General features: G+C 73.2%; 20 protein-coding genes and 1 pseudogene. 7 read left to right on the forward strand and 14 right to left on the reverse strand.

Annotated elements, in window-relative coordinates; translation table 11 throughout:
* Positions 1-12: 12 nt before the first annotated feature.
* A complete protein-coding gene (locus ACE7GA_RS13155; RefSeq protein WP_376087104.1) occupies positions 13-1,179 on the forward strand; it encodes a helix-turn-helix transcriptional regulator in 1,167 nt (388 codons plus the stop codon).
* Between the two features lie 313 nt (positions 1,180-1,492).
* Here ACE7GA_RS13155 and ACE7GA_RS13160 read toward each other — a convergent pair whose 3' ends face one another.
* From ACE7GA_RS13160 to ACE7GA_RS13175, 4 genes and pseudogenes are all read right to left on the reverse strand, one after another.
* Positions 1,493-2,473, reverse strand: coding sequence for a hypothetical protein (locus ACE7GA_RS13160; protein WP_376087106.1), 981 nt, complete (start codon positions 2,471-2,473; stop codon positions 1,493-1,495).
* Positions 2,470-3,315 carry a dienelactone hydrolase family protein gene (locus ACE7GA_RS13165; RefSeq protein ID WP_376087108.1) on the reverse strand — a complete coding sequence of 282 codons (846 nt, stop codon included), beginning with the start codon at positions 3,313-3,315 and terminating at the stop codon, positions 2,470-2,472. Before ACE7GA_RS13165 ends, ACE7GA_RS13160 begins: the two co-directional genes overlap by 4 nt.
* Positions 3,316-3,830: 515 nt before the next feature.
* Positions 3,831-3,962, reverse strand: coding sequence for a hypothetical protein (locus ACE7GA_RS13170; RefSeq protein ID WP_376100569.1), 132 nt, complete (start codon positions 3,960-3,962; stop codon positions 3,831-3,833).
* Between the two features lie 119 nt (positions 3,963-4,081).
* A pseudogene (locus ACE7GA_RS13175) lies at positions 4,082-4,672 on the reverse strand (aspartate/glutamate racemase family protein); the annotation flags it as partial.
* On the opposite strand from ACE7GA_RS13175, the gene ACE7GA_RS13180 reads away from it, so the two are divergent.
* Entirely contained in the window at positions 4,566-5,609 is a 1,044-nt protein-coding gene (locus tag ACE7GA_RS13180; protein ID WP_376087110.1) for a tagatose 1,6-diphosphate aldolase, read from the forward strand. The pseudogene ACE7GA_RS13175 and the gene ACE7GA_RS13180 overlap by 107 nt on opposite strands.
* A gap of 43 nt (positions 5,610-5,652) precedes the next feature.
* Here ACE7GA_RS13180 and ACE7GA_RS13185 read toward each other — a convergent pair whose 3' ends face one another.
* The 8 genes from ACE7GA_RS13185 to ACE7GA_RS13220 all read right to left on the reverse strand — a co-directional run bounded on the left by ACE7GA_RS13185 (position 5,653) and on the right by ACE7GA_RS13220 (position 13,248).
* Positions 5,653-6,585, reverse strand: coding sequence for an alpha/beta fold hydrolase (locus ACE7GA_RS13185; RefSeq protein ID WP_376087112.1), 933 nt, complete (start codon positions 6,583-6,585; stop codon positions 5,653-5,655).
* 28 nt (positions 6,586-6,613) lie between these two features.
* Entirely contained in the window at positions 6,614-7,501 is an 888-nt protein-coding gene (locus ACE7GA_RS13190) for a PfkB family carbohydrate kinase (protein WP_376100261.1), read from the reverse strand.
* On the reverse strand, positions 7,498-8,778 hold the full coding sequence (locus ACE7GA_RS13195) for a TRAP transporter large permease (RefSeq protein ID WP_376087114.1): 1,281 nt from the start codon (positions 8,776-8,778) through the stop codon (positions 7,498-7,500). The genes ACE7GA_RS13190 and ACE7GA_RS13195 overlap by 4 nt, the downstream gene beginning before the upstream one ends.
* Before the next feature lie 9 nt (positions 8,779-8,787).
* Positions 8,788-9,288, reverse strand: a complete 501-nt coding sequence (locus tag ACE7GA_RS13200) for a TRAP transporter small permease (protein WP_376087116.1) — start codon at positions 9,286-9,288, stop codon at positions 8,788-8,790.
* A gap of 4 nt (positions 9,289-9,292) precedes the next feature.
* Positions 9,293-10,294, reverse strand: a complete 1,002-nt coding sequence (dctP, locus tag ACE7GA_RS13205) for a TRAP transporter substrate-binding protein DctP (protein WP_376087118.1) — start codon at positions 10,292-10,294, stop codon at positions 9,293-9,295.
* A 171-nt stretch (positions 10,295-10,465) separates the two neighbouring features.
* Positions 10,466-11,524, reverse strand: a complete 1,059-nt coding sequence (locus ACE7GA_RS13210; RefSeq protein WP_376087120.1) for a transporter substrate-binding domain-containing protein — start codon at positions 11,522-11,524, stop codon at positions 10,466-10,468.
* A gap of 11 nt (positions 11,525-11,535) precedes the next feature.
* The gene (locus ACE7GA_RS13215; RefSeq protein ID WP_376087122.1) at positions 11,536-12,537 is read right to left on the reverse strand and encodes a hypothetical protein; all 1,002 of its coding nucleotides are present in this window, start codon (positions 12,535-12,537) and stop codon (positions 11,536-11,538) included.
* Between the two features lie 171 nt (positions 12,538-12,708).
* Positions 12,709-13,248 carry a TlpA family protein disulfide reductase gene (locus tag ACE7GA_RS13220; protein WP_376087124.1) on the reverse strand — a complete coding sequence of 180 codons (540 nt, stop codon included), beginning with the start codon at positions 13,246-13,248 and terminating at the stop codon, positions 12,709-12,711.
* Positions 13,249-13,267: 19 nt separating this feature from the next.
* Here ACE7GA_RS13220 and argH point away from each other — a divergent pair, with 19 nt between their 5' ends.
* From argH to ACE7GA_RS13240, 4 genes are all read left to right on the forward strand, one after another.
* Positions 13,268-14,686 (forward strand): argininosuccinate lyase, encoded by a 1,419-nt coding sequence (gene argH, locus ACE7GA_RS13225; protein ID WP_376087126.1) that lies wholly within the window; start codon positions 13,268-13,270, stop codon positions 14,684-14,686.
* Positions 14,683-14,889 (forward strand): hypothetical protein, encoded by a 207-nt coding sequence (locus tag ACE7GA_RS13230; RefSeq protein ID WP_376087128.1) that lies wholly within the window; start codon positions 14,683-14,685, stop codon positions 14,887-14,889. Before argH ends, ACE7GA_RS13230 begins: the two co-directional genes overlap by 4 nt.
* Positions 14,886-15,044 (forward strand): hypothetical protein, encoded by a 159-nt coding sequence (locus tag ACE7GA_RS13235; RefSeq protein ID WP_376087130.1) that lies wholly within the window; start codon positions 14,886-14,888, stop codon positions 15,042-15,044. Before ACE7GA_RS13230 ends, ACE7GA_RS13235 begins: the two co-directional genes overlap by 4 nt.
* 287 nt (positions 15,045-15,331) lie before the next feature.
* Positions 15,332-16,999, forward strand: a complete 1,668-nt coding sequence (locus ACE7GA_RS13240; RefSeq protein WP_376087132.1) for an SDR family oxidoreductase — start codon at positions 15,332-15,334, stop codon at positions 16,997-16,999.
* Between the two features lie 7 nt (positions 17,000-17,006).
* On the opposite strand, the gene ACE7GA_RS13245 is transcribed toward ACE7GA_RS13240, so the two are convergent.
* Positions 17,007-18,368, reverse strand: a complete 1,362-nt coding sequence (locus ACE7GA_RS13245) for a GDSL-type esterase/lipase family protein (protein ID WP_376087134.1) — start codon at positions 18,366-18,368, stop codon at positions 17,007-17,009.
* An 80-nt stretch (positions 18,369-18,448) separates the two neighbouring features.
* Positions 18,449-18,790 carry an NIPSNAP family protein gene (locus tag ACE7GA_RS13250; protein ID WP_376087136.1) on the reverse strand — a complete coding sequence of 114 codons (342 nt, stop codon included), beginning with the start codon at positions 18,788-18,790 and terminating at the stop codon, positions 18,449-18,451.
* A gap of 126 nt (positions 18,791-18,916) precedes the next feature.
* On the opposite strand from ACE7GA_RS13250, the gene ACE7GA_RS13255 reads away from it, so the two are divergent.
* Entirely contained in the window at positions 18,917-20,257 is a 1,341-nt protein-coding gene (locus ACE7GA_RS13255) for a CmpA/NrtA family ABC transporter substrate-binding protein (protein ID WP_376087138.1), read from the forward strand.
* Position 20,258 lies beyond the last annotated feature (1 nt).

Here is a 20,258-nt window from a genome sequence, read left to right on the forward strand (position 1 = left end):
AGCCGACGACCCATGCCGAAGACGCGCCCACGCCCAGACTTCGAGCGCCTCCTGCCCGCCATCTACGAGGCGGCCGTCGAACCCACGCGCTGGCCGGTCGTCCTTACCGCGATCTCCGACCACCTCGGCGCGATGGGCGGCATGGTCGTGCGGCAGGAGCCGACGCCCACGGGTGGCATGATCTTCGTCGGCCGGCTCGATCCCGACCTCACCGACCTGTACATGCGTCGCTACACGGACAACGCTTATGCCCGCGCCCTCGCGCGCATCGAGCCGGGCCATCCCGTGCTCGGCGGCGCCATCGTTGACGCAGCGGCGGTGCGCCGCACGGCGTTCCACGCCGATATCCTCGCGCCCCAGGGCGTACGTGAACAACTTGCCTTCTCCTACGGCCCCTGGTGCCGTGCGCCCGGCGCGAGCGGCGGCGTTTCCTTCCAGCTCGGCGCCCGCGTGGCCGACGCGCCGGGGGAGACGGTGCGCCGGATGGAACGCCTGACACCCCACCTGCACCGCGCCCTCGACATTGGCCACGCCATCGCGGCGCGCAGCGTGACCGGGGCCGCGCTGGCGGGCTTCCTTGATGGGCTGCCCGACGCCGCCTTCACCCTCGACGCCGCAGGCCGGGTCCTGCGCGCCAACGCGGCGGGCGAGGCGATGCTGGGGGCCGCCGACGGCCTGGTCCTCTCCGGCGGGCGCCTGGGCGCCGGGCACGCGGATGACGACCGCGCCCTCCTCGCGGCCATCGCGGGCGCCGTGGCGACGGCGCGCGCGAAGGGCGAGGAGCCGGGGGCACGCCTCCGCGTCGCGCGCCCTTCCGGCCGCTCCGCCCTGATCCTGCTAGTCTCCCCGTTGCCGCCGGCCTGCGTCCTCTTCTCCGGTGCGGACCGTCCCGCCGTCCTCGTCGTCGCCCACGACCCCGAGGCGCCCGCGGACGCCGAGGCGCTTCGGGACGCCTTCGGCCTGACCGCGGCCGAGGCACGGCTGGCCGTCCTCATCGGCTCCGGCGCGGGACTGCCGGACGCGGCCGCCCGCCTCGGCGTGTCGCGGGAGACGGCGCGGACCCACCTGGCCCGCTGCTTCGACAAGACGGGCGCCCGGTCCCAGGCCGCGCTCGCCCGCCTTTCTGCCGCCGTGCCGCGCCGGGTTTGGGGACCGGAGACGAGTGGGGGGCCGCTCTGAACTGATCCGTGGCCGTCGTTCTGGCGGCCTGCGGGAGGGCTTCGCCCTTTCGCGCCCTCCCGGCAGGGGCGATCGCGACCCGGGACGGCCATCCGTTTGAAAGTCCCGGGCCGTTCGGAAGTCCCGGGGTGGCCGGCCCCCGGAATGGGGGCCGGCCACCCCAGGGACACCCAACAGGCTGCGGGGTCCGGCGTGCGTTCACCACCGGCCGATGCGCGACGGCCCGCATTCGCGCCGGGACCGGGGAGGCCGAGCCGACCGGGGTCATCGGCGCCACGCCCCATGGTCCACTTGGGAAGGAGGCCGACCAGCCTCAGCGCACCGCACGGCCCCGGGCCACGATGAGCAGCCCGAAGGTGACGAGGAAGGTTCCGGCCAGGAACAGCGCCATCACCGCCTCCGCCCGGGCTGGCAATCCGCCGGCGGCCAGCGCGGCGGCCCAGACGAGGGAGTTGTTGCGCAGGCACGCCCCGACCGCGAGCGCCCGACCCTCGACGGCACCGCCCGTCACGACACCCACGACCCAGGCCGCGCAAGCCGAGACGAGGAGCGTGGCGCCCGCGACCGCCGCCGGCCAGGCGCCCCAGGCATCGAGCGCCGTTGCAGCCTTTCCCCCGGCCGAGCAGGCGAGCAGCACGAGCGTGAGGACGACGAGGCCGCGCAGATCGGCGGAGGCGGCCTCCGTTGCTTTCGGTGCGGCGCGGCGGAGGAGGAGCGCGGCTGCGACCGGCCCCACCCCGACGAGCGCCGCCTGCCGCGCGAGCTCCGCCGGCGGCGGCCCGCTCCATCCCCCGATCGTGACGGCGAGGGGAACGAGCACCGGGGAGAGGATGAGCCCGCCGACCGCCCCCCAGACCACCGGGCGCGCCGGCCTGCCGAACCGCCGCGCGATGACGGAGGCGCCGATCGAGACCGGTCCTGCCGCCGCGAGCACCGCGCCGAGCGCGAGATCGGCCGGCAGCGCGATGCCGTGCGCGACGAGGGCGACGACGACCGGCGCCGCGACGCAGGCCGCGAGGAGCAGCCGTGCCGTCGCCGTGGCCTCGGCCCGCGTCGGCCGACCGAACTCGGTCGAGGCGACTGCTGCGAAGACGAGGACGAGCACGACGGCCCCGAGGACCTGCCGTACCGCCAGCCCCGCCTCCGGCCAGGCGAAGCCCAGGGCGAGGCCGAGGAGGGGCGCGGACAGGGCGACGGGCAGCAGCGTGGACGGCCGCGTCCGGCGGAGCGCGCCGGACAGGGCCGCCGCGACTGCCGTGCTTGGGGACGGCCGCGCGCGGGCTAGCGTCCTCACGGCGTGAGGACCGTCCGGAGGAAGATGCGGAGGCGGCGCCTCGCCTCGTCCGCGACCCACCCGTCGGCGCGCACGCGGACGAGGCCGCGCCCCGCGATGGGCACGGCGGTGACGCCGGAAGGCCCGGCCATCTCGTCCGCGTCCCAGGCGTAATGTGCGCCGGGGAGAACGTGCAGCGCGATCCGGTCCGGCGCCGTCCCGCGCAGCGCGGCGCAGGCCTCCGCCGCGTCATCCGCGTCGGCGCCCGCGGCGAGGATGAGCGCTGGCACCCCGTAGCCCGGCGCCAGGGCGAAGCCCTCTGCCGCGAGGGCGCGGCATCCCGGATAGAGCGCGACGGCCGCCGCGGGTCGTGGCCCCGTCGAGAGGTCCGACAGGGCGAGTGCATGGAGCGCCGCGCGCCCGCCGCGCCCGAGGCCGAGCAGCGCGATGCGGCCCTGATCCACTGCCTCCAGTTCCGCCATCGCGGCGAGCACGTCGAGGAGGTCCCGGCCGGCGGGCCCAGCGTTCGCGGGCACGGGAAGCGCCTCGTCATCGGGCGAGGCGAGGTCGAGTTCCAGTGTGGCGAAGCCTTGCTCGCCGAGCCACGCCGCGAGCGCGCCGACGCGCCCGTCCGGTCCGCCCTCGTCGTGGACGAGGATGACGACCGGCGCGCGCGTGCGGCCGTCATCCGGATGATTGAACAGGCCGTAGACGAGGCGCGACGGGCCATCCGCCGGCCCGACACGCGCGGCGACGACGCCGACAGGTTCAGCCGAGGCCGCCAGGGACGCCAGGAGCGGGGCCGCCAGGAGCAGCAGAGCGCCGGGGAACAACCGCGCGGGCGCGCGGAAGGCGTGTCGCATCGTAACCTCCGTCACCGGCGAGACGTGTTGCGTGCCGATGGGACGAGGGTTGGCGGGCACACGCCCCGCGCGCGTCCCCCGATTGGGGGATTCACGCAAAGGTTGAAGGCGGGCGGAAGGACGGAGGCCATGGCCCCGCTGGGGCCGGCAGGACCATGGTTTCGGTGCCAGCACGGCCGGGCCCGCGCGGGGCGGGCTCCTCGTGGCGCCTTTCGCCACGCGCCCCATGACCGCTGCCGCACGGCGCGTGGCGATGGAGCACCGATCCGCCCGGACCAGCGGTGGAGTGCCGCGGCCGGGGGGTACGCCGATGCGGGATCGGGGGTCCCCGCGGTGTTTCGCGGGCGGGCGGGGCCGGGCTCCCATCCCATCCGCCGGCCGACCTCGGCGCCTTCATCGAGGGGGTGCGGCGCCCATGCTGCACCCGTGTCGCGCCAGGAGGCGGCGACGCAGGCGGAACCGCGGCGACGCCGTCCGATGCTTGCGGGCGCGGCAGAGCGGCCCGCTTCGGCGCGTCAGGCCGCGACGCGCCGCTCGAGCTCGGCCATCGCCAGCGGGAAGGACGCGAGGACGGGCTTGTGCGTGATCCCGCCCAGTTCCTCCTGCAGGTGCGCCATGCTGGCCTGTGCCAGGACGATCGCGTCCACCCGCCCCGCGAGGTCGGTCGCCGCCGAACGCAGCAGTGCGTCGTGCCGCGCGCGGTCCCCCTGGACAGCGCGGCGAAGGCGGGAGCAACCAGCACGAGCTCGACCTCCGGCGCGACGCCGAGGCGCGCAGCATGCTCCCGCAGCAGCGCGTCCGAGGGGCCGGCGGTGGAGGTCGTCGTGCAGAGGATCCCCACCCGCGCCCCGGCCGTCGCCGCGGCTTCCATCAGCGGGTCGTCGATCTTCAGGATCGGCACGCCGACGGTCTGCCGCGCCACGTCCACGGCGGGGGAGGTGGAGGAGCAGGTGAAGAGGATCAGGTCCGCCCCAGCATCCGCCGCGCCTTGCGCGAAGTTCATGACGCGCCGCGTGATGGCCGGCGACGGTCCGTGCCGCATCAGATCCTGTAACAGGCTCTCGTCCAGCATGTGGAACTGGTCGAGGTCGGGATGCGCCTCCCGGATCGCTGCGTGGAAACGATCCGCGAGGGCGCGGACGGTGTGGAGGACTGCGAGGCGCTGGATCACGGCGTTGCTTCTCCCGTCACCGGCTTGGCACGCACCGATCAGCGTGTGAAGCAGCAGGGAACCGGAGGGGACGGACGGGATGGCGATCTCGGCGGGCAAGCTGCGCGGGCTGCGTCGGCTGTCGGACGCGGCGGGGTTCTTCCGGATGGTCGCGGTGGACCAGCGCCCCCCCATCCGCAACCGCATCCGCGAGACCCGGGGCGAGGCCGCCGTCACCTGGGAGAACGTGGGGGAGGTCAAGGCGGCGCTCCTGCGCGCCCTGCAGCCCCACGCATCGGCCATGCTGCTCGATCCGGGCTACGCGCTGCCCTACGCGCATCGGCTGCTGGACCCGGCGAAGGGCCTGCTGCTGACGCTCGAAACCTTCGAGTTCGAGATGCTGGAGGGTGGGCGCCTGACCCGCACCTATCCCGGCTGGTCCCCGGCCACGATCCGCCGCGCCGGGGCGGATGGCGTGAAGCTGATGCTGTTCTACCGCCCCGATGCGCCGACGGCCGTGAACGACCGCCAGCACGCCTTCGTGCGGGAAGTCGGCGCGGGCTGCCGCGCGGCCGACATCCCCTTCCTGCTGGAACCGCTGGTCTATCCGTTGGGAGAAGAGGACGCCTCGGCCTACGCCGAATCCGCCGACAAGCGCCCCGAGTTGGTGATCGAGACGGTGCGGGAGTTCCGGAAGCCCGAATACGGCGTGGACATCTTCAAGCTGGAAACGCCCGTGCCGAACGCGACGATACCGGCCCCGGAAGGGGAGGGCAGCGACGTCGCCGACACCCAGGCCCAGTTCGCCCGGCTGAACGACCTGCTGGACCGTCCCTGGGTCATGCTCTCCGCCGGCGCAGGGATGGAACCCTTCCGCCGCATCCTGACCTACGCTTTCCGGGCCGGCGCTTCCGGCTATCTGGCGGGCCGCGCGATCTGGGCCGACGGCTTCCGCGCCTACCCCGACATGGCGGCCTTCGAGAGCCGGCTGCGCACCGGCGGCGTTCCCTACATGGCCGCGATCAACGCGCTGCTGACGGAACACGGCACGCCCTGGACCACGCGCCCATTTGCAAGGGAGGAGGGCGCCGCCGACGGCGCGATGGAGCACGAGGGCGAGGGCTGGGTGACCACCTACCCGTGAGACCGCCGGCCCGCGCAGCGATGACGCCGCGGGCCGGGCACGGTCACCGCGCCAGGAAGTCCCGCACAGGTGCCAGCGACCGTGCCGGATCCTCCTCCATCGGCACATGGCCGAGGCCGGGCAGGACCACCAGCCGCGCCTCGGGAAGGGCGCGCTGGTAATCCGCGGCGTGCGAGGCAGGGATCATCCGGTCCTCCTGTCCCCAAAGCAGAAGCACGGGCGCGCGGATGCGACGTAGGATCGGCTCCGGCTCCTGCAGGACCGCCGTCGCGCTGCGATCCAGGATCGCCTGCCGCACGCCCGGCGCGAGCAGCATCGCGCGGTAGCGGTCCAGCGTCGCCTCGGTCAGGACGGCCTTGTCGGCATAGGCCGGCTCGAGCGAGGCCCGGAGCAGCGGCGTCGGCAGGGTGTAGGGCAGCAGGCGCAGGAGGAAGGGCACGCGCTGCGGCGTGCCGTAGGTGCGGCCGGGGCCGGCGAAGCCGTCCGGCGCCATGAGGACCAGCCGGTCCACCCGCTCCGGCCGCGTCGCCGCCATGGTCCAGGCGATGCGGCCACCCATGGAGGAACCGACCACGTCCGCGCGCGCGACGCCGAGACGGTCCATCAGGGCCGTGATGACCTCCACGGTCCGCGCATCGGAATAGTCTCCGGACGGGTCCGCCCCGGTCAGGCCGAAGCCCGGCAGGTCCAGGCGGATGACGCGGTGATCGGCCGCCAGCATCCCCGCCCAGTCCTCCCAGGTGTGGAGGGAGGAGGCGAAGCCGTGCAGCAGGATCACCGGCGGCGCGTCGCGCGGACCGGTATCCCGGACGTGCAGCCGCACGCCGTCAACCGGAATGAACTGGGACGGCGGGGCGGCGTAGCGCGCCTCCAGTTCCGGCCTTGGCGCGTCGGGCGCGTAGAGGCCGCAGGCCGTCGCGCCGAGGCCGACGAGGATCAGGAGGAGGGCGAGGCGAAGGACGCGACGGAAGGACACGGTGCACATATGGGGCGCGCCCGGCGCGTCACAGCAGCGCGTCCACTTCGGCGCGGGTGGGCAGGCCCAGGCGGCCGCCGGGACGGGTGCATTTCAGGGCGGCGGCCGCGTTGGCGAAACGGGCCGCACGGGCCATCGGCACGCCCTCGGCGATCGCGAGCGACAGGGCGCCGTGGAAGCAGTCCCCGGCGCCGAGCGTGTCCAAGGCCTCCACCGGAAGGCCCGGCGCCTCGTGGAGGCCGCCGGCGTCCCGCCAGAGATAGCCGCGCGCGCCGAGGGTGACGCCGGCGGTGGCGCGGAGGTCGAGTGACCGGAGGGCCGCCTCCGGCTCCCCCATGCCGGTCAGCGCCGCCAGGCCGGGTTCGGAGAAGACGGCATGGTCCGCCAGCGGGACGAGCGCGGCGGCTTCCGGGTATGGGTTGAGGTCCGCGTCGAGCATCGTGGGGATGCCGCGTGCCTGGGCCTCCGCCAGTGCCCGCGCGGCCCCGAGCGGCCAGCCCATGTCCACCAGCACGCAGCCGACCTCGGCCATCGCCGCATCCCAATCCAACCAGTCCGGCGGGACGTGCAGGCCGCGGCCAGGGTAGTTCAGGATCAGCCGTTCCCCCGCCGGGTCCACGCCGACGGAGGAGGTGCCGGACCGCGCGCCCGGAAGCCGCGCCAGGAAGCGGGTGTCCACGCCGAAGCAGGCCAGCTCCTCCGCGATCCGCGCCCCGTCCGGGTCGTCGCCCACGCGCCCGACGAGGCGCGCCGCGCCGCCGAGCCGCGCGACGGTGACGGCGGCGGTCGCGGCGGGGCCGCCACCGGTCTCGCGCAGTTCGGTCCCGTAGGTCTTCACGGGTGCCGTCGGGATGGCAGGCAGGGACAGGATCCGGTCCCACACCGCCATCCCGAGGCAGAGGACCGTTGCCCTCAGCGTGGCGACCCGTAGACGAGGTTCGGCAGGAAGGTCGTGATCTGCGGGAAGATCGTCAGGACGATGAGCGCCCCGATCAGCGGGATGAAGAAGGGCAGCACGGCGATTGCCAGCTTCTCGTACTCGATGTTGCCGACCTTGCTGACGACGAAGAGGCCGATCCCCATCGGCGGATGCAGCAACCCGAGCATGAGGTTCAGCGTGATCACCACGCCGAAATGCACGGGATCGATGCCGACGGCCTGCACCACGGGCATGAGCACCGGCACGGTCAGCACCATGATCGCCAGCGCCTCCATGAACATGCCGAGGAAGAACAGCAGCAGGTTGATCAGCAGCAGCATGACCAGCGGGTCGGAGGAGAAGCCCAGCAGCGCCTCGGCGACCTGCTGCGGGATGCGTTCCCGCGCCAGCACCCAGTTGAACAGCACGGCGGCGCAGACGATGAAGGCGACGGTACAGGTCTGGGCGAAGGATTCCCGCAGCACCCGCAGCAGTTCGGCCCCCGAGACCTCCCGGTACACGACGACGCCGAGGAACAGGGCGTAGAGCGCGGCCACGGCCGCCGCTTCGGTCGCCGTGAAGATGCCGCCGAACATGCCGCCCATGATGATGGCGGGCGTCAGCAGCGGCAGGAAGGCGCGGGCGGCGAAGCAGGCGCGCTCCCGCCAGGGCACGCGCGGCTGCCGGGGCAGGTCGTCGCGCTTCGCGACGTACCAGACATAGACCATCAGCAGCAGCGCGATCACCAGACCCGGCAGGATGCCGCCGAGGAAGAGCCGGCCGATCGAGGTGTTGGAGATGACGGCGTAGAGCACGAAGGGAATGGAGGGCGGGATGATCGGGCCGAGAACGCAGGACGCACAGGTCACGGCGCCCGCGAATTCCGGCTTGTAGCCCTCCTTCGTCATGGCCCGGATCTCCAGCGCGCCGAGCCCGCCCGCATCCGCGACGGCCGACCCCGACATGCCGGAGAAGACGATGGATCCGACGATATTCACCTGCCCCAGCCCCCCGCGGAAATGGCCCACGAAGGCGGAGCAGAAGCCGTAGATCCGGTCGGTGATCCCGCCGGAGTTCATCAGGTTGCCGGCCAGGATGAAGAAGGGCACCGCCAGCAGCGCGAAGTTGTCGGCGCCGGCCATCAGCCGCTGCGGCGCCGTGATCATCGGCCCGTTCTCCAGCAGCAGCCACCCCACGGCGACGAAGCCGAGCGCGAAGGCGACGGGCATCGCCGCCATGACCAGAGCGAGCCAGGCGCCGAAGAAGCCGAACATCGCGGTCCCCTAGAAGTCCGAGGCCGCGGTGGCGATGCGCACGTGGCCATGGCGCCGCCATTCCGCGACGTCCGCGACCATGTTCCGCACCAGGCGCACGGCCGCGCAGGCCATGGCGATCGGCACGCCGGCGAGGACCAGCCCCGTCGGCACCTCCATCGCGACGCTCGGCAGATCCCATTCCCGGTACGCCGCACGGAAGCCGTAGACGACGATCGCGACGCAGAAGACGACGGACAGCCCCTGCGTCAGCAGGTTCGTCGCCAGCCGCACCCGGGCCGGCAGCCGTTCCACGACGAAAGGCATGCCGATATGCGTCCGCGTCGAGATCGCCGCCGCGGCGCCGAAGAACACGACCCAGACATAGAGGTAGCGCGCCGCTTCCTCCGTGACCGTGGAGGGGTCGTTCAGCAGGTAACGCGTGATGACCTGCCAGATCAGCACGCCGAACAGCACGCAGCCCAGGAGGACGGAGATCGCCTCCTCCGGCTTCCGCAGGAGGTCGCGCACGCGGCTAGAGCGCTTCGAGCTGCGCCAGCACGCCGCGGCCCCAGACTTCCTCGTAGCGCTGGTACATCGGGGCCAGCGCCCGCTGGAAGGCCGGGCGGTCGCTCTCGATCACCTGGCTGCCGCGCTCCGCGAACTCGGTCCGCAGCCGGGTCTCGTTCGCGGTCAGCAGGTCGTCCGAGAGCTTGATGCCCTCACGCATCGCGCGACGCAGCAGGTCCCGGTCCGCCTCCGGCATCGCCGTCCAGGTCTGGTTGGAGATGACGGGCACCAAAGGCACGAGGATGTGGCCGGTCAGGTTGATGTACCGCTGGACCTCCATGAACTTGTTCGCCGCGATCGTCGGCAGCGGGTTCTCCTGCCCGTCGATCACGCCGGTCTGGAGGGACAGGTACACCTCGCCCAGCGACATCGGCGTCGGCGCCGCCCCGAAGGCGCGCATCATGTCGAGGAACAGCGGCGCCTCGGGCACGCGCATCTTCAGGCCGCGCAGGTCGTCCGGCACGCGGATCGCCTTGTCCCGCGTCGTCATGTGGCGCGTGCCGTAGTAGAACGGCTCGAGAGGCCGCATGTTCCGGCCTTCCGCCAACTGGCGGAAGGACGCCTGCACCGCCGGGTGCTCGAACATCCGCAGCTTGTGCGCGAAATCGCGCCCGACAAAGGGCGCCTCCAAAATCGAGATCGGCCGCACCCAGGACCCGAGCACGCCGGGCCCGGTGATGCACATGTCCAGCGTGTTGCTGCTGACCTGCGTCAGCATCTCCCGCTCCCCGCCGAGTTGCGAGGCTGGGAAGTTGTCGATGCGCATCCGTCCGCCGGAGAAGTCCTGCAGCGCCTGGGCGGCGCGGAGGATGCCGCGGTTCACCTCCCCATCCGGCGGCTGGACGTGGCCGAAGCGAAGCGCCCGGACCGTCTGGGCCCCGGCCTTTCCGCCCTGGAAGAGGGCAGGCGCGGCGAGCGCGGCACCCCCGAAGGCACCGAACATCGCGCGTCGGGTGGCCTGGATCATCGTGCGCCGCTCCTCCTCAGGCGGCCGCTGACGGGCCGCTCGTTCCGGGGCGGGAGCGTGGCACGGGCCGCCGCAGCGGGGGAAGGGGCGGATCCCCTTCCACACCGGGTCAGCGCGAGGTGGGCGCAGACGTCCCCATCCCGAGCGACGAGTCCAGCCGCGTCGCCTGCCTCAACGCAGCGGCAGCGGGTACATCAGCCCGCCCGCCCGCCACAGGTCGTTCAGCCCGCGCCCCAGCCCGATCGGCGAGCGGCGCCCAAGGTTGCGGTCGAAGATCTCCCCGTAATTGCCGACCTGCAGCACAGCCTGGCGCGCCCAGTCGGCTTCCAGCCCGAGTGCCGCGCCAGCCCCTGGCACGATGCCCGTCAGCATCGCGACCTCCGGGTTGCCGGGAGAGGCGGTCGGGTCCACGCCGGTGGACGCGATGCCGTACTCCTCCGCGGCGATCAGCGCCTGCAGGGTCCAGGTCACGACCTCCCGCCACCGTCCGGCATCGCTGCGGACGAGCGGGCCCAGCGGCTCGCGCGAGATGATCTCGGGCAGCAGCACGTAGTCGTCCGGGCGGTCGAATTCGGTGACGCGCCGGGCGGCGAGGGCGGATTGGTCGGCGGAGGCGGCGTCGCAGCGGTTCTCCCGCAGCGCCGCCGTGACGTCGGCGGAGCTCGGCAGGGTGACGACGGCGATGTTCAGCCCGTTCGCCGTGGCCCAGGAGCGGACCAGCCCGTCGGCCAGCACGCCGCCGCCGCCCGCGGCGCAGACCACCTTCCCGTCCAACTGCCGCGCCGAGGTCACGCCGGAATCACGCCGCGCCAGGAAGCCCTGGCCGTCGAACAGCAGCACGCCGGCCGGCGTCACCGCGAAGTTAGCGTCGCGCGAATAGGTGATGGTGATGTTGCGCGCGGCGATGTCCACCCGCCCGTCGATCAGCATCCGGATCGCGTCCTCGGGCGTCGCGGCGGGCTCGAACGTGACCTTGCGCGCGTCGCCGAGCGCCGCGGACGCGACGGCCCGGCAGAAGTCGGCGTCCATGCCGCGCATCTGCCCCGCAGCGTCGGGCGCGGAGAAGCCGGGCAGGTTGCCCATGACGGCGCAGCGCACGGTGCCGCGCTGCCGCACCCCATCGAGCGCCGCCGACTCCCCGCCCGGCGCCGTCGCCGGCTGTGCCGCCGCGCCGAAGCACAGCCCGGCCGCGAGGGCCGCGCCGCGAAGACCGTTCCGAAGCATGTCCATCCCCTGATCCCCTAGCAGCCGGACGCCGTGACGCGGCAGACCGGCCCGCCCCCGCCCGCCGCGCGCCGCCCCGGCGTGTTCTGCTGCCGCTCGCAGGCCGTCATCGCCATGCGCTCGGCGTCCCTCTGCGTCGCGCCGGTGCCCGTGACGATGAGGGCGGCGACGAAGGTGTTGATGTCCGCGGTGATGACCATCGCCCGCGGCGAGCGCTCGATCGCCTGCACCACGGCGCCGCACTGGTTCACGAACTCCGCCTGGAAGATGCAGGAGGCGTTGCGGCCCGCCATGGTCTGGCACGCCGCCGCGGCGCCCCGGTTCACGGCCAGCCGGTCCGCCATCCCGTTGCCGAAGCCGACCGCTCCCCAGGGCGCCGGCGTCGCATAGGCTGCGCCGAACCTCATGTGCGGGTCCGAGCCGAAGGGCGGCGCGTCGGGGTCGCCGCCCTGGGCACAGATCGCCATGCAGGCGGAAATGCGGTTCGGCTCCCGCGGGTCGCACATGGCGCGGCAGGAGGCCTCCCGGTCGGCACCGAAGCCGGTGATGGTGGTCCCGCGCGGCACGACGACGTTGGTCTGCGACGTCGCCAGGGCGCCGGGCACGGGGACGCGCGTCGTGGAGACGGCGACGAGGCCCGCCGGGGTCGCCGGCGCATCCGTTGGCGGCGGGGCCGCGCTGACTGGCTGGAAGCAGGGCCCGCCGCGGGGTGCCGGCGCCGCGGCGCCGCAGCTGAGGAAGACGGGCCCCGTGAAGCGGGCCGGCGCGACCGTGCCGCGGTATTGGTGCCCATCCCGGCACCGCACGTCCCAATAGGCGTTCCGTTCCATGTCGATGCCGGCGAAGGCTGCGACCAGGACGCCGGAGCAGGGCAGCCCCGCGTTGGAGAGGCCGACCATCAGGGTCGACCGGCGCTCGACTTCCGGTTGCGCCGCGAGGGCGTCATGGGCGGGATTGCCTGTCTGGGCCAGGGCCGCACCCGTCATGAGGGCGAGGCCGAGCAGCACGGCACGGAACACGCGAACCTCGATCGTAATGATACGACCGGAGGTTAGGGGCGATGTCGGGAGACAGGATACCGTGGCGAAACAAATCGGACGTTCGCCCGATTCACAAAGCTGCGAGCCGGCAAAACCCATCTGTCATCGGTTCGCGAACCTTCTCTCCGCGCGACGGTCACCCGCTGCGGATCAGGCGGACCCGGCTCCGCACAGCCGCCGGACCGCGTCGAGCATCTCCGCCGAATCCCACTCCGCCGCGCCTTCCAGCCGCGCCCGCTCCCGCCCGTCCCGGCCGATGAGGATCGTCGTCGGCAGGCCCCGCGCGCCGAGCGCCCGCGTCGCCGCCGCCCGCTCATCCAGCCAGATGCCGAGGTGGCGGATGCCGACCCGGCCGTAGAAGGGCTCGACCTGCCCCTTGCCCCCGCGGTCGGAGGACAGCGGCAGGACGACGATCCCCTCCGGCTCCAGCGCCGTCGCCGCGCGGTCGAGGGCCGGCATCTCCGCGACGCAGGGTGCGCACCAGGTCGCCCAGAGGTTCAGCAGAACGCCCTTGCCGGCGAAGGCCGACAGGTCGGTCCGCGCGCCTGCCGCATCGGTGAAGGCGATCGCCGGGACCTCGCGGGGCTCGCTCTCGCGCAGGCGCCCCGCGGGCGCGGCAGCGCGCGAGGGCCCCGGGGCGCCTAGCGTCCCGCCCGCGATCCCGGCCATAACCGCGCGCCGACCGATCATCCGAGAGATCCCTTCCTCCGTGCCCGACGACGTCACCGCCCGCCCCAGCGCCGAGGGCCCCGCCGCCTATACCTGGGGCGGTCGCTTCGCCGACGGCCCGTCCGCCATCATGCAGGCGATCAACGCCTCCATCGGCTTCGACCGCAAGATGTGGCGCCAGGACATCCGCGGAAGCCTCGCCCACGCCGCCATGCTGGCGCACGTGGGGGTGATCTCGCGGGAGGACGAGGCCGCGATCCGGGACGGGCTGAACGCCATCGCCGCGGAGATCGAGGGCGGGACATTCCAGTTCCGCGAGGACCTGGAGGACATCCACTTCAACGTGGAAGCCCGCCTGATCGAGCGGATCGGCGACGCCGGGAAGCGCCTCCACACCGGGCGATCCCGCAACGACCAGGTGGCGCTGGACGTGCGCCTGTGGGTCCGCGACGCATTGGACGGGCTGGACGCGCAGGTGGCCGACGTGATGCGTGCCCTCGTCGCGCGGGCGGCGGAACACGCGGGCACCGTCATGCCGGGCTTCACCCACCTGCAGCCCGCGCAGCCCACGACCTTCGGCCACCACCTCATGGCCTATGTCGAGATGCTGTCCCGCGACCGCGGCCGCCTCGCGGATTGCCGCACCCGCCTGAACGAGAGCCCCCTCGGTGCCGCCGCCCTCTGCGGCACAGGCTTCCCGATCGACCGGCACATGACCGCGGAAGCGCTCGGCTTCGATCGGCCGATGCGCAACTCCCTCGACGCCGTGGCGTCCCGCGACTTCGCGCTGGAGTTCCTCGCCGCCTGCGCGATCTGCGCGACCCACCTCTCGCGCTTCGCGGAGGAGGTGGTGATCTGGACCAACCCTTATTTCGGCTTCGTGAAGCTGTCCGACGCCTTCACCACGGGCAGCAGCATCATGCCGCAGAAGCGCAACCCCGACGCGGCGGAACTCGTGCGCGCCAAGCCCGGACGCATTGCCGGCGCCCTCGTCGGGCTGCTGACCGTGATGAAGGGCCTGCCCCTGACCTACGGGAAGGACATGCAGGAGGACAAGGAAGGCCTCTTCGACGCGGCGGAGAACCTGGCCCTCGCGCTGGCCGCGACGGCGGGGATGGTGCGTGACATGCAGCCCGTGGTCGGCCGGCTGGCCGAGGCCGCGGGCGCCGGCTTCTCCACCGCGACCGACCTTGCCGACTGGCTCGTGCGCGAGCTGAAGATGCCGTTCCGGGAGGCCCACCACGCCACCGGCCGCCTCGTCGCCAAGGCCGAGGAGATGGGCGTGGACCTTGCGGGCCTGACGATCGGGGAAATGCGGGCGGTGGAGCCGCGCATCACGGACGGCGTCTTCGGCGTCCTCTCCGTCGCGGCCTCCGTGCGGTCCCGGACGTCCTACGGGGGGACGGCGCCGGCGAACGTCGCGGCCATGGCGGCGGAATGGGCGGAGCGGCTGGGATGACCCGGGCCGTCCTGTTCCTCGGCGTCGCCGTCGCCCTGGCCGCCTGCGGCCGCCCCGGCCCGCCGCGTCCCCCGGGGCCGCCCGAGGCGATCATCTACCCCCGGGTCTACCCCTACGAGCCGGGCATCGCCCCCGCGACCGGCGCTGCGCCGCCCCGCGTGAACCCCTCCGAGGTCATCCCCGGCGTCCCGGTCGTCCGTTGAGGGGGCTCGCGACCGCCCTCTTCGTCGCGGGCGCCGCGGGCGTGGTGGCGACCTTCGTCCTCGCCTTCGGCGGCGACACCGGCCGGGCGCAGCAGGCGGCGGGCGCGGCGATGGGCGCGATCGTGCTGGGCGCCGTCCTCCACCGCCGGGGCTGACGGCCGGCACGCCGAAGCGCCGTTCCACAGATCGGGCCGGGTCGCCCCACGCGTTCCGACCCGGCGCGGGGCACCGCGTCGCAACACTCGGAGGAGGGAGTTACCCGCCGCGCGGAGGTGCGGGCTCCCGCCGACCAAACCGGCTGCCCCCGGAAAGCGTGGGCCGGGGCGGAACCCTGCGGCGCGTGCGTCGTTGTGCCGGGGATCAGCCCCGAATCCGCCGGGCGCCGCAATGGCGTGACGGGTCGGGGCGGCCGAAAAAACGCCCGTCCGGACCCGGAGCCCCCATGCCCGCACCTCGCCTCAAGCCCGTCTCCGAGCAGGTGATCGTCATCACCGGCGCTTCCTCCGGCATCGGCCTCGCCACGGCCCGTGCCGCCGCGGAGCGCGGTGCCGCCGTCGTCATCGCCGCCCGCAACGAGGCCGCGCTGAACGAGATCGCGCAGGAGATCCGCAGCAAGGGCGGCCGCGCCCAGCCCGTCGTCGCCGACGTCGCGGACATGCAGCAGGTCGAGCGCATCGCCGAGACCGCCATTTCGGCGTTCGGCGGCTTCGATTCCTGGTGCAACGTCGCCGGCGCGTTCATCTACGGCGAGACGGAGGACGTCCCGCTGGACGACCACCGCCGCCTGTTCGACGTGACGTATTGGGGCGTCGTGCACGGCACGCTCGTCGCGGCGCGGCACCTGAAGGAGCGGGGCGGCGCCATCGTCAACGTCGGCTCGGTCCTGTCCGACCGTGCGATCGCGCTGCAGGGTCCCTACTGCGCCGCGAAGTTCGCGGTGAAGGGGATCACCGATTCCTTCCGGATGGAATTCCTGGCGGAGGGCTATCCGATCTCCGTCACGCTCGTGAAGCCGGGCCCCATCGACACGCCGTACATGGAGCACGCGCGCAACCTGACCGGCGCGCCGGGCACGAGGAACCCGCCGCCCGCCTACCACCCCCGCGTCGTCGCGCGCGGCATCCTGCACGCCTGCGAGCACCGCGTGCGCGACCTGACGGTCGGCGGCGGGGGCCTGGCCGTCTCGCTCATGGGCAACCTGATGCCCGGGCTGACGGACTTCGTCATGTCGAAGATCGCGCGGCCCATGCAGGTGACGGAGGAGACGGGCCGCGAGGAGCGGCGCGACAACCTCTACGCGCCGCGCGAGGACCTGGCCGAAACCTCCTCGCTCTCCGGCCCGCCGCCGCGCCAGACGTCGCTCCTGCTGGAAGCGCAGATGAACCCGCTGGGCACGACCGGGCTGCTCTTCGGCGCGGCCGCGCTGATCACCGGCGCCGCGATCGGCATGGCGACGATCCGGCGGGAGCGGCAGAAGACGGCCCCGCGCCGCTTCCTCGAGCGGATGCAGGACCGCCTCGACGACACCGTGGACTTCGCGAGCGAGAAGGGCCGCCGCCTGACCGGCTACGCGGACGACGCCTACGGCACGGCACGCCAGAAGGGCCGCAGCTGGGCGAAGGTCGCGGACGACACCTACGAGGCCGCGTCGAAGCGCGGCCGCAAGGCGGCGCGCGACGCCGATGACGCGACGGGCGGGCTGCTGGCGGAGATCGGCCGCATTGCCACCCGCGCGCTGGACTTCGCGGAGACCGCCGCCGGGACCGCCGCAAAGACCGCGGCCCCCTACGCCGAGGGCGCCGCGAAGACGGCGGGACGCTACGCCGACCGCGCCGCGCGCTACGCCTCTTCCGTCGCCGACGAAGCGCGGGACCGCGGCAAGGGCTACTACGACGACGCGCGCGACCGGGCCGACGACGCGCGAGACCGCGGCTGGTCGCTCTTCGGCCGCGCGCGGCGCGAGGCCCAGGACCGTTCCGACGATGCGCGGGAGCGGAGCCTTGCATCCTACGCCCGCGCGAAGCGGGAGGCCGAGGCGCGCTACCGCGACGCCGAGCAAGCGGGCAGTGGCCTGCTGGAGCGCATCGCGGCCGCGCTGCGCTCCCGCTGACCCCGGGCTACCGGCGCGCCAGCGCCGGCAGGATGGCGGCCGGGTCGATCGCGTTGGCCATGGCCACGTAGCCCGCGCGGTTCGGGTGCAGCTTGTCACCCGGACCGCCGGTCGTGCTCTCCGGCACGAATTCCGCGCGCATGCCGCCGGTCGCGGGGTCACGGATCACCGCGTCGAAGTCCACCACGGCGTCGAAGACACCGGAACGGATGAAGTCGTTCAGCGCGCGCCGCTTCTCGTCCTGCTCCGGGAAGCCGTGCGCCGGGCTGGTGCTGCCGAGCGCCGTGATCACGGTGGCGCCGATGATGCGAATCCCTGGCACGCGTTCCCGCAGCATCGCGACGCCGCGCCGCACCCCGCCCGTCACGGTGTCGATGCTCGCATTGCCGTTGCGTGAGAAGTCGTTGATGCCTTCGAGCCAGATGAAGTGCGATACGCCGGAGAGGCGGATCACGTCGCGCTCCAACCTCTGGACCGCGGCGGGGCCGCCGGGGAAGGGGCGTTCCGGCCCGTACTCGGCGGGACCGGCGACCTGGTTGCCGCCGATCCCCGCATTCACCACGGCCGCGCGGTTGGGGATCGCGGCGTGCAGGCGGCGCTGGAACACGTCGGGCCACCGGTCGTCGCCGTTCATGGTGCTGGCCGTGCCGTCCGTGATCGAATCGCCGAAGCAGACCACGACCGGCGTGCCGCCCGGCATCATCATGTCCACGGCATCCAGGAAGAACCAGGATGCGGTGGGTTGGGGGAAGGCCGCCTCGCCTTCCTCCGCGCCCTTCGCGCCGGCGCCGGGCGCGGTGGCGTAGGAAGTCTGCAAGGCCTTCGCGTGCCAGGTCATCGGCCCGCTTTCGCCCGCGACGTGAAAGGAGACGGCGAGCTTCCGCCCCCGAGCAGCGCCGCGCCAGGGGTCCGTGGCAAAGGGCAGGGCAACGGGGTCGCTCCAGGCGTCCGACCCCGGCGCGATGGTCGTCGTGGGCGCGCCGCCGAAACGGACCGGCTGGTTCGTGCCGGTGAGGACCGTCGCGCCTCCGAGTTGCAGCCCGACGAAGACGCCATCGAGCGTCAGCGGCCGTGCGCCGAAGGCGTTGGAGAAGCGGAGCCTCGCCTGCCGTCCCCACACGGTCGGCCGGACGATCATGCGGAAGGACTGGTCGCGCGCCCCCGCCTCACGCGAGGGGAAGATGACGCCCTGGTCCGGCTGGGCGGAAGGGTTGCCGACGGGGTACGGCCCCTGCACCGAGGCCGCCCAACTGGTGGCCCAGGCTTCCGCGGCAGATCCCTGGGGCTGGGCGGCCGCGACCCGCGGCAGGGCCGCGGCCGCAACCAACAGGGCACCTGCCGCGCGGCGCGGCACGACGATCCCGGTCATGGCATTTCCTCCACCCGACGCTCGTGCGGCGCCGGTGCGGGGAGGCTGGCATGGCGCGGACCGCCGTGCCAATCGCCGCGTCAGGCCTGCTTCTGCTCGTCCTGGTAGGCCTTGAAGAAGGCGGTCGGCGCGAGGATGCGGTTCTGCATGTCCGTCAGCACGCCGAGTTCCGCCGCCTTCCGCAGGTAGTCGCCCCAAGCCGGGTCCTTCGCCATGGCGGTACGCCGCGCCTCGCGGTCGGCCTGCGAATCATAGGCCCAGATATGGACCACCCGGTTCAGTGGCCCCTCGACCGTCGTGTACCAGCCGAGGCAGCGGCCCAGGTACTTCTTCTGCAGAGGCCAGGCCGCGTCCTCATACAGCTTCACGAACTCGGCCATGCGGTTGGGCTGGCAGGTGTAGATCCGCAGGTCCACGATCATCCGGCATTTCCCCCAAGGTTGCGCCGGGGCGGATGATCGGGCGGGGGCGGCGCGCTGGCTACCCCGGCGCCGGGCGAGGGGCGCGGCACGCCGGTTGCTAAGCCGTCCCGACCTCGGAGACGTCCCATGCGCCCCCTGTTCCCCCACGCCCATCGCCCGGGATGCGGCTGCGCGGCCGATGCCCTGCTTTGCGACGCGCCTGCCCCGTCCGACGGCACCGGCGCGATGGGCGCCGCCGCCGACCGCGCGGTGATCCGCGCCGTCCTGCCCCACGCGCCGACCCGTCGGGCGATGCTGAAGACCTTCGGGATGGCGACGGTCCTCGCCGCGATCGGCGACGTTCTGCCCATCGGGGCGGTGCGCGACGCCGCGGCGCAAGGGGCCGCGCCGGAGAAGCGTGACCTCTCCATCGGGTTTATCCCCATCACCTGCGCGACGCCCATCATCATGGCCGACCCCATGGGCTTCTACCGGCGGCAGAACCTGAACGTGCAGGTCATCCGCACCGCGGGCTGGGCGGTCATCCGGGACAAGGCGATCGCGCGGGAATACGACGCGGCGCACATGCTCTCCCCCATGCCCGTCGCCATGTCGCTCGGCGTGGGCGTCGCGCAGCCCATCCCCTGGGCGGTCGCCGCGATCGAGAACACGAACGGACAGGCGATCACGCTCGCCAACAAGCACAGGGAGAAGCGCGACCCGAAGGACTGGCGCGGCTTCCGCTTCGCCGTGCCCTTCGACTTCTCGATGCACAACTACCTGCTGCGCGCCTACCTGGCGGAGAACGGGGTGGACCCGGACCGCGACGTGCAGATCCGCGCCGTGCCGCCGCCGGAAATGGTCGCGAACCTCCGCGCGGACAACATCGACGGCTTCCTCGGCCCCGACCCCTTCAACCAGCGCGCGGTCTTCGACGGGATCGGCTTCATCCACGTGCTGACGAAGGAGTTCTGGGATGGCCATCCCTGCTGCGCCTTCGCCGTGCCGCGCGGCATGGTGACGGAGGCGCCGAACACCTTCGCCGCCCTGATGCGGTCCATCGTGGAAGCCACCGCCTACGCCGCCAAGCCCGAGAACCGGCGGGAGGTCGCGGCGGCCATCGCCGCGCAGAACTACCTGAACCAGCCCGTGACGGTCGTCGAGCAGGTGCTGACCGGCACCTTCGCCGACGGTCTGGGCCGCGTGCAGCGCGTGCCCGACCGCATCGGCTTCGACCCCTTCCCCTACGAGACCATGGCGATCTGGATCATGACGCAGATGCGCCGCTGGGGTCAGGTGCAGCGCGACCTCGACTACCGCGCCGTCGCGCAGCAGGTCTTCCTCTCGCTCGAAGCCGGGCGCGCGATGCGCGAGTTGGGCCTGCCGGTGCCGGAGAACCCGATGCGCCCCGTGCAGATCATGGGCCGTACCTTCGACCCGGCGCAGCCCGAAGCCTACCTGAACAGCCTGCCGATGCGGCGGAGCTGAC

This window comes from Roseomonas sp. CCTCC AB2023176 (assembly GCF_042259275.1).
GTDB lineage: Bacteria > Pseudomonadota > Alphaproteobacteria > Acetobacterales > Acetobacteraceae > Roseomonas.

Coding starts and splice junctions, on each gene's coding strand:
- ACE7GA_RS13210 (WP_376087120.1), bottom strand. CDS start 11,524: ATGGACATGCTTCGGAACGGTCTTCGCGGCGCGGCCCTCGCGGCCGGG.
- ACE7GA_RS13180 (WP_376087110.1), top strand. CDS start 4,566: ATGGCGATCTCGGCGGGCAAGCTGCGCGGGCTGCGTCGGCTGTCGGAC.
- ACE7GA_RS13240 (WP_376087132.1), top strand. CDS start 15,332: ATGCCCGCACCTCGCCTCAAGCCCGTCTCCGAGCAGGTGATCGTCATC.
- ACE7GA_RS13255 (WP_376087138.1), top strand. CDS start 18,917: ATGCGCCCCCTGTTCCCCCACGCCCATCGCCCGGGATGCGGCTGCGCG.
- ACE7GA_RS13155 (WP_376087104.1), top strand. CDS start 13: ATGCCGAAGACGCGCCCACGCCCAGACTTCGAGCGCCTCCTGCCCGCC.
- ACE7GA_RS13165 (WP_376087108.1), bottom strand. CDS start 3,315: ATGCGACACGCCTTCCGCGCGCCCGCGCGGTTGTTCCCCGGCGCTCTG.
- ACE7GA_RS13220 (WP_376087124.1), bottom strand. CDS start 13,248: ATGATCGGTCGGCGCGCGGTTATGGCCGGGATCGCGGGCGGGACGCTA.
- ACE7GA_RS13250 (WP_376087136.1), bottom strand. CDS start 18,790: ATGATCGTGGACCTGCGGATCTACACCTGCCAGCCCAACCGCATGGCC.
- ACE7GA_RS13230 (WP_376087128.1), top strand. CDS start 14,683: ATGACCCGGGCCGTCCTGTTCCTCGGCGTCGCCGTCGCCCTGGCCGCC.
- ACE7GA_RS13195 (WP_376087114.1), bottom strand. CDS start 8,778: ATGTTCGGCTTCTTCGGCGCCTGGCTCGCTCTGGTCATGGCGGCGATG.
- dctP (WP_376087118.1), bottom strand. CDS start 10,294: ATGATCCAGGCCACCCGACGCGCGATGTTCGGTGCCTTCGGGGGTGCC.
- ACE7GA_RS13245 (WP_376087134.1), bottom strand. CDS start 18,368: ATGACCGGGATCGTCGTGCCGCGCCGCGCGGCAGGTGCCCTGTTGGTT.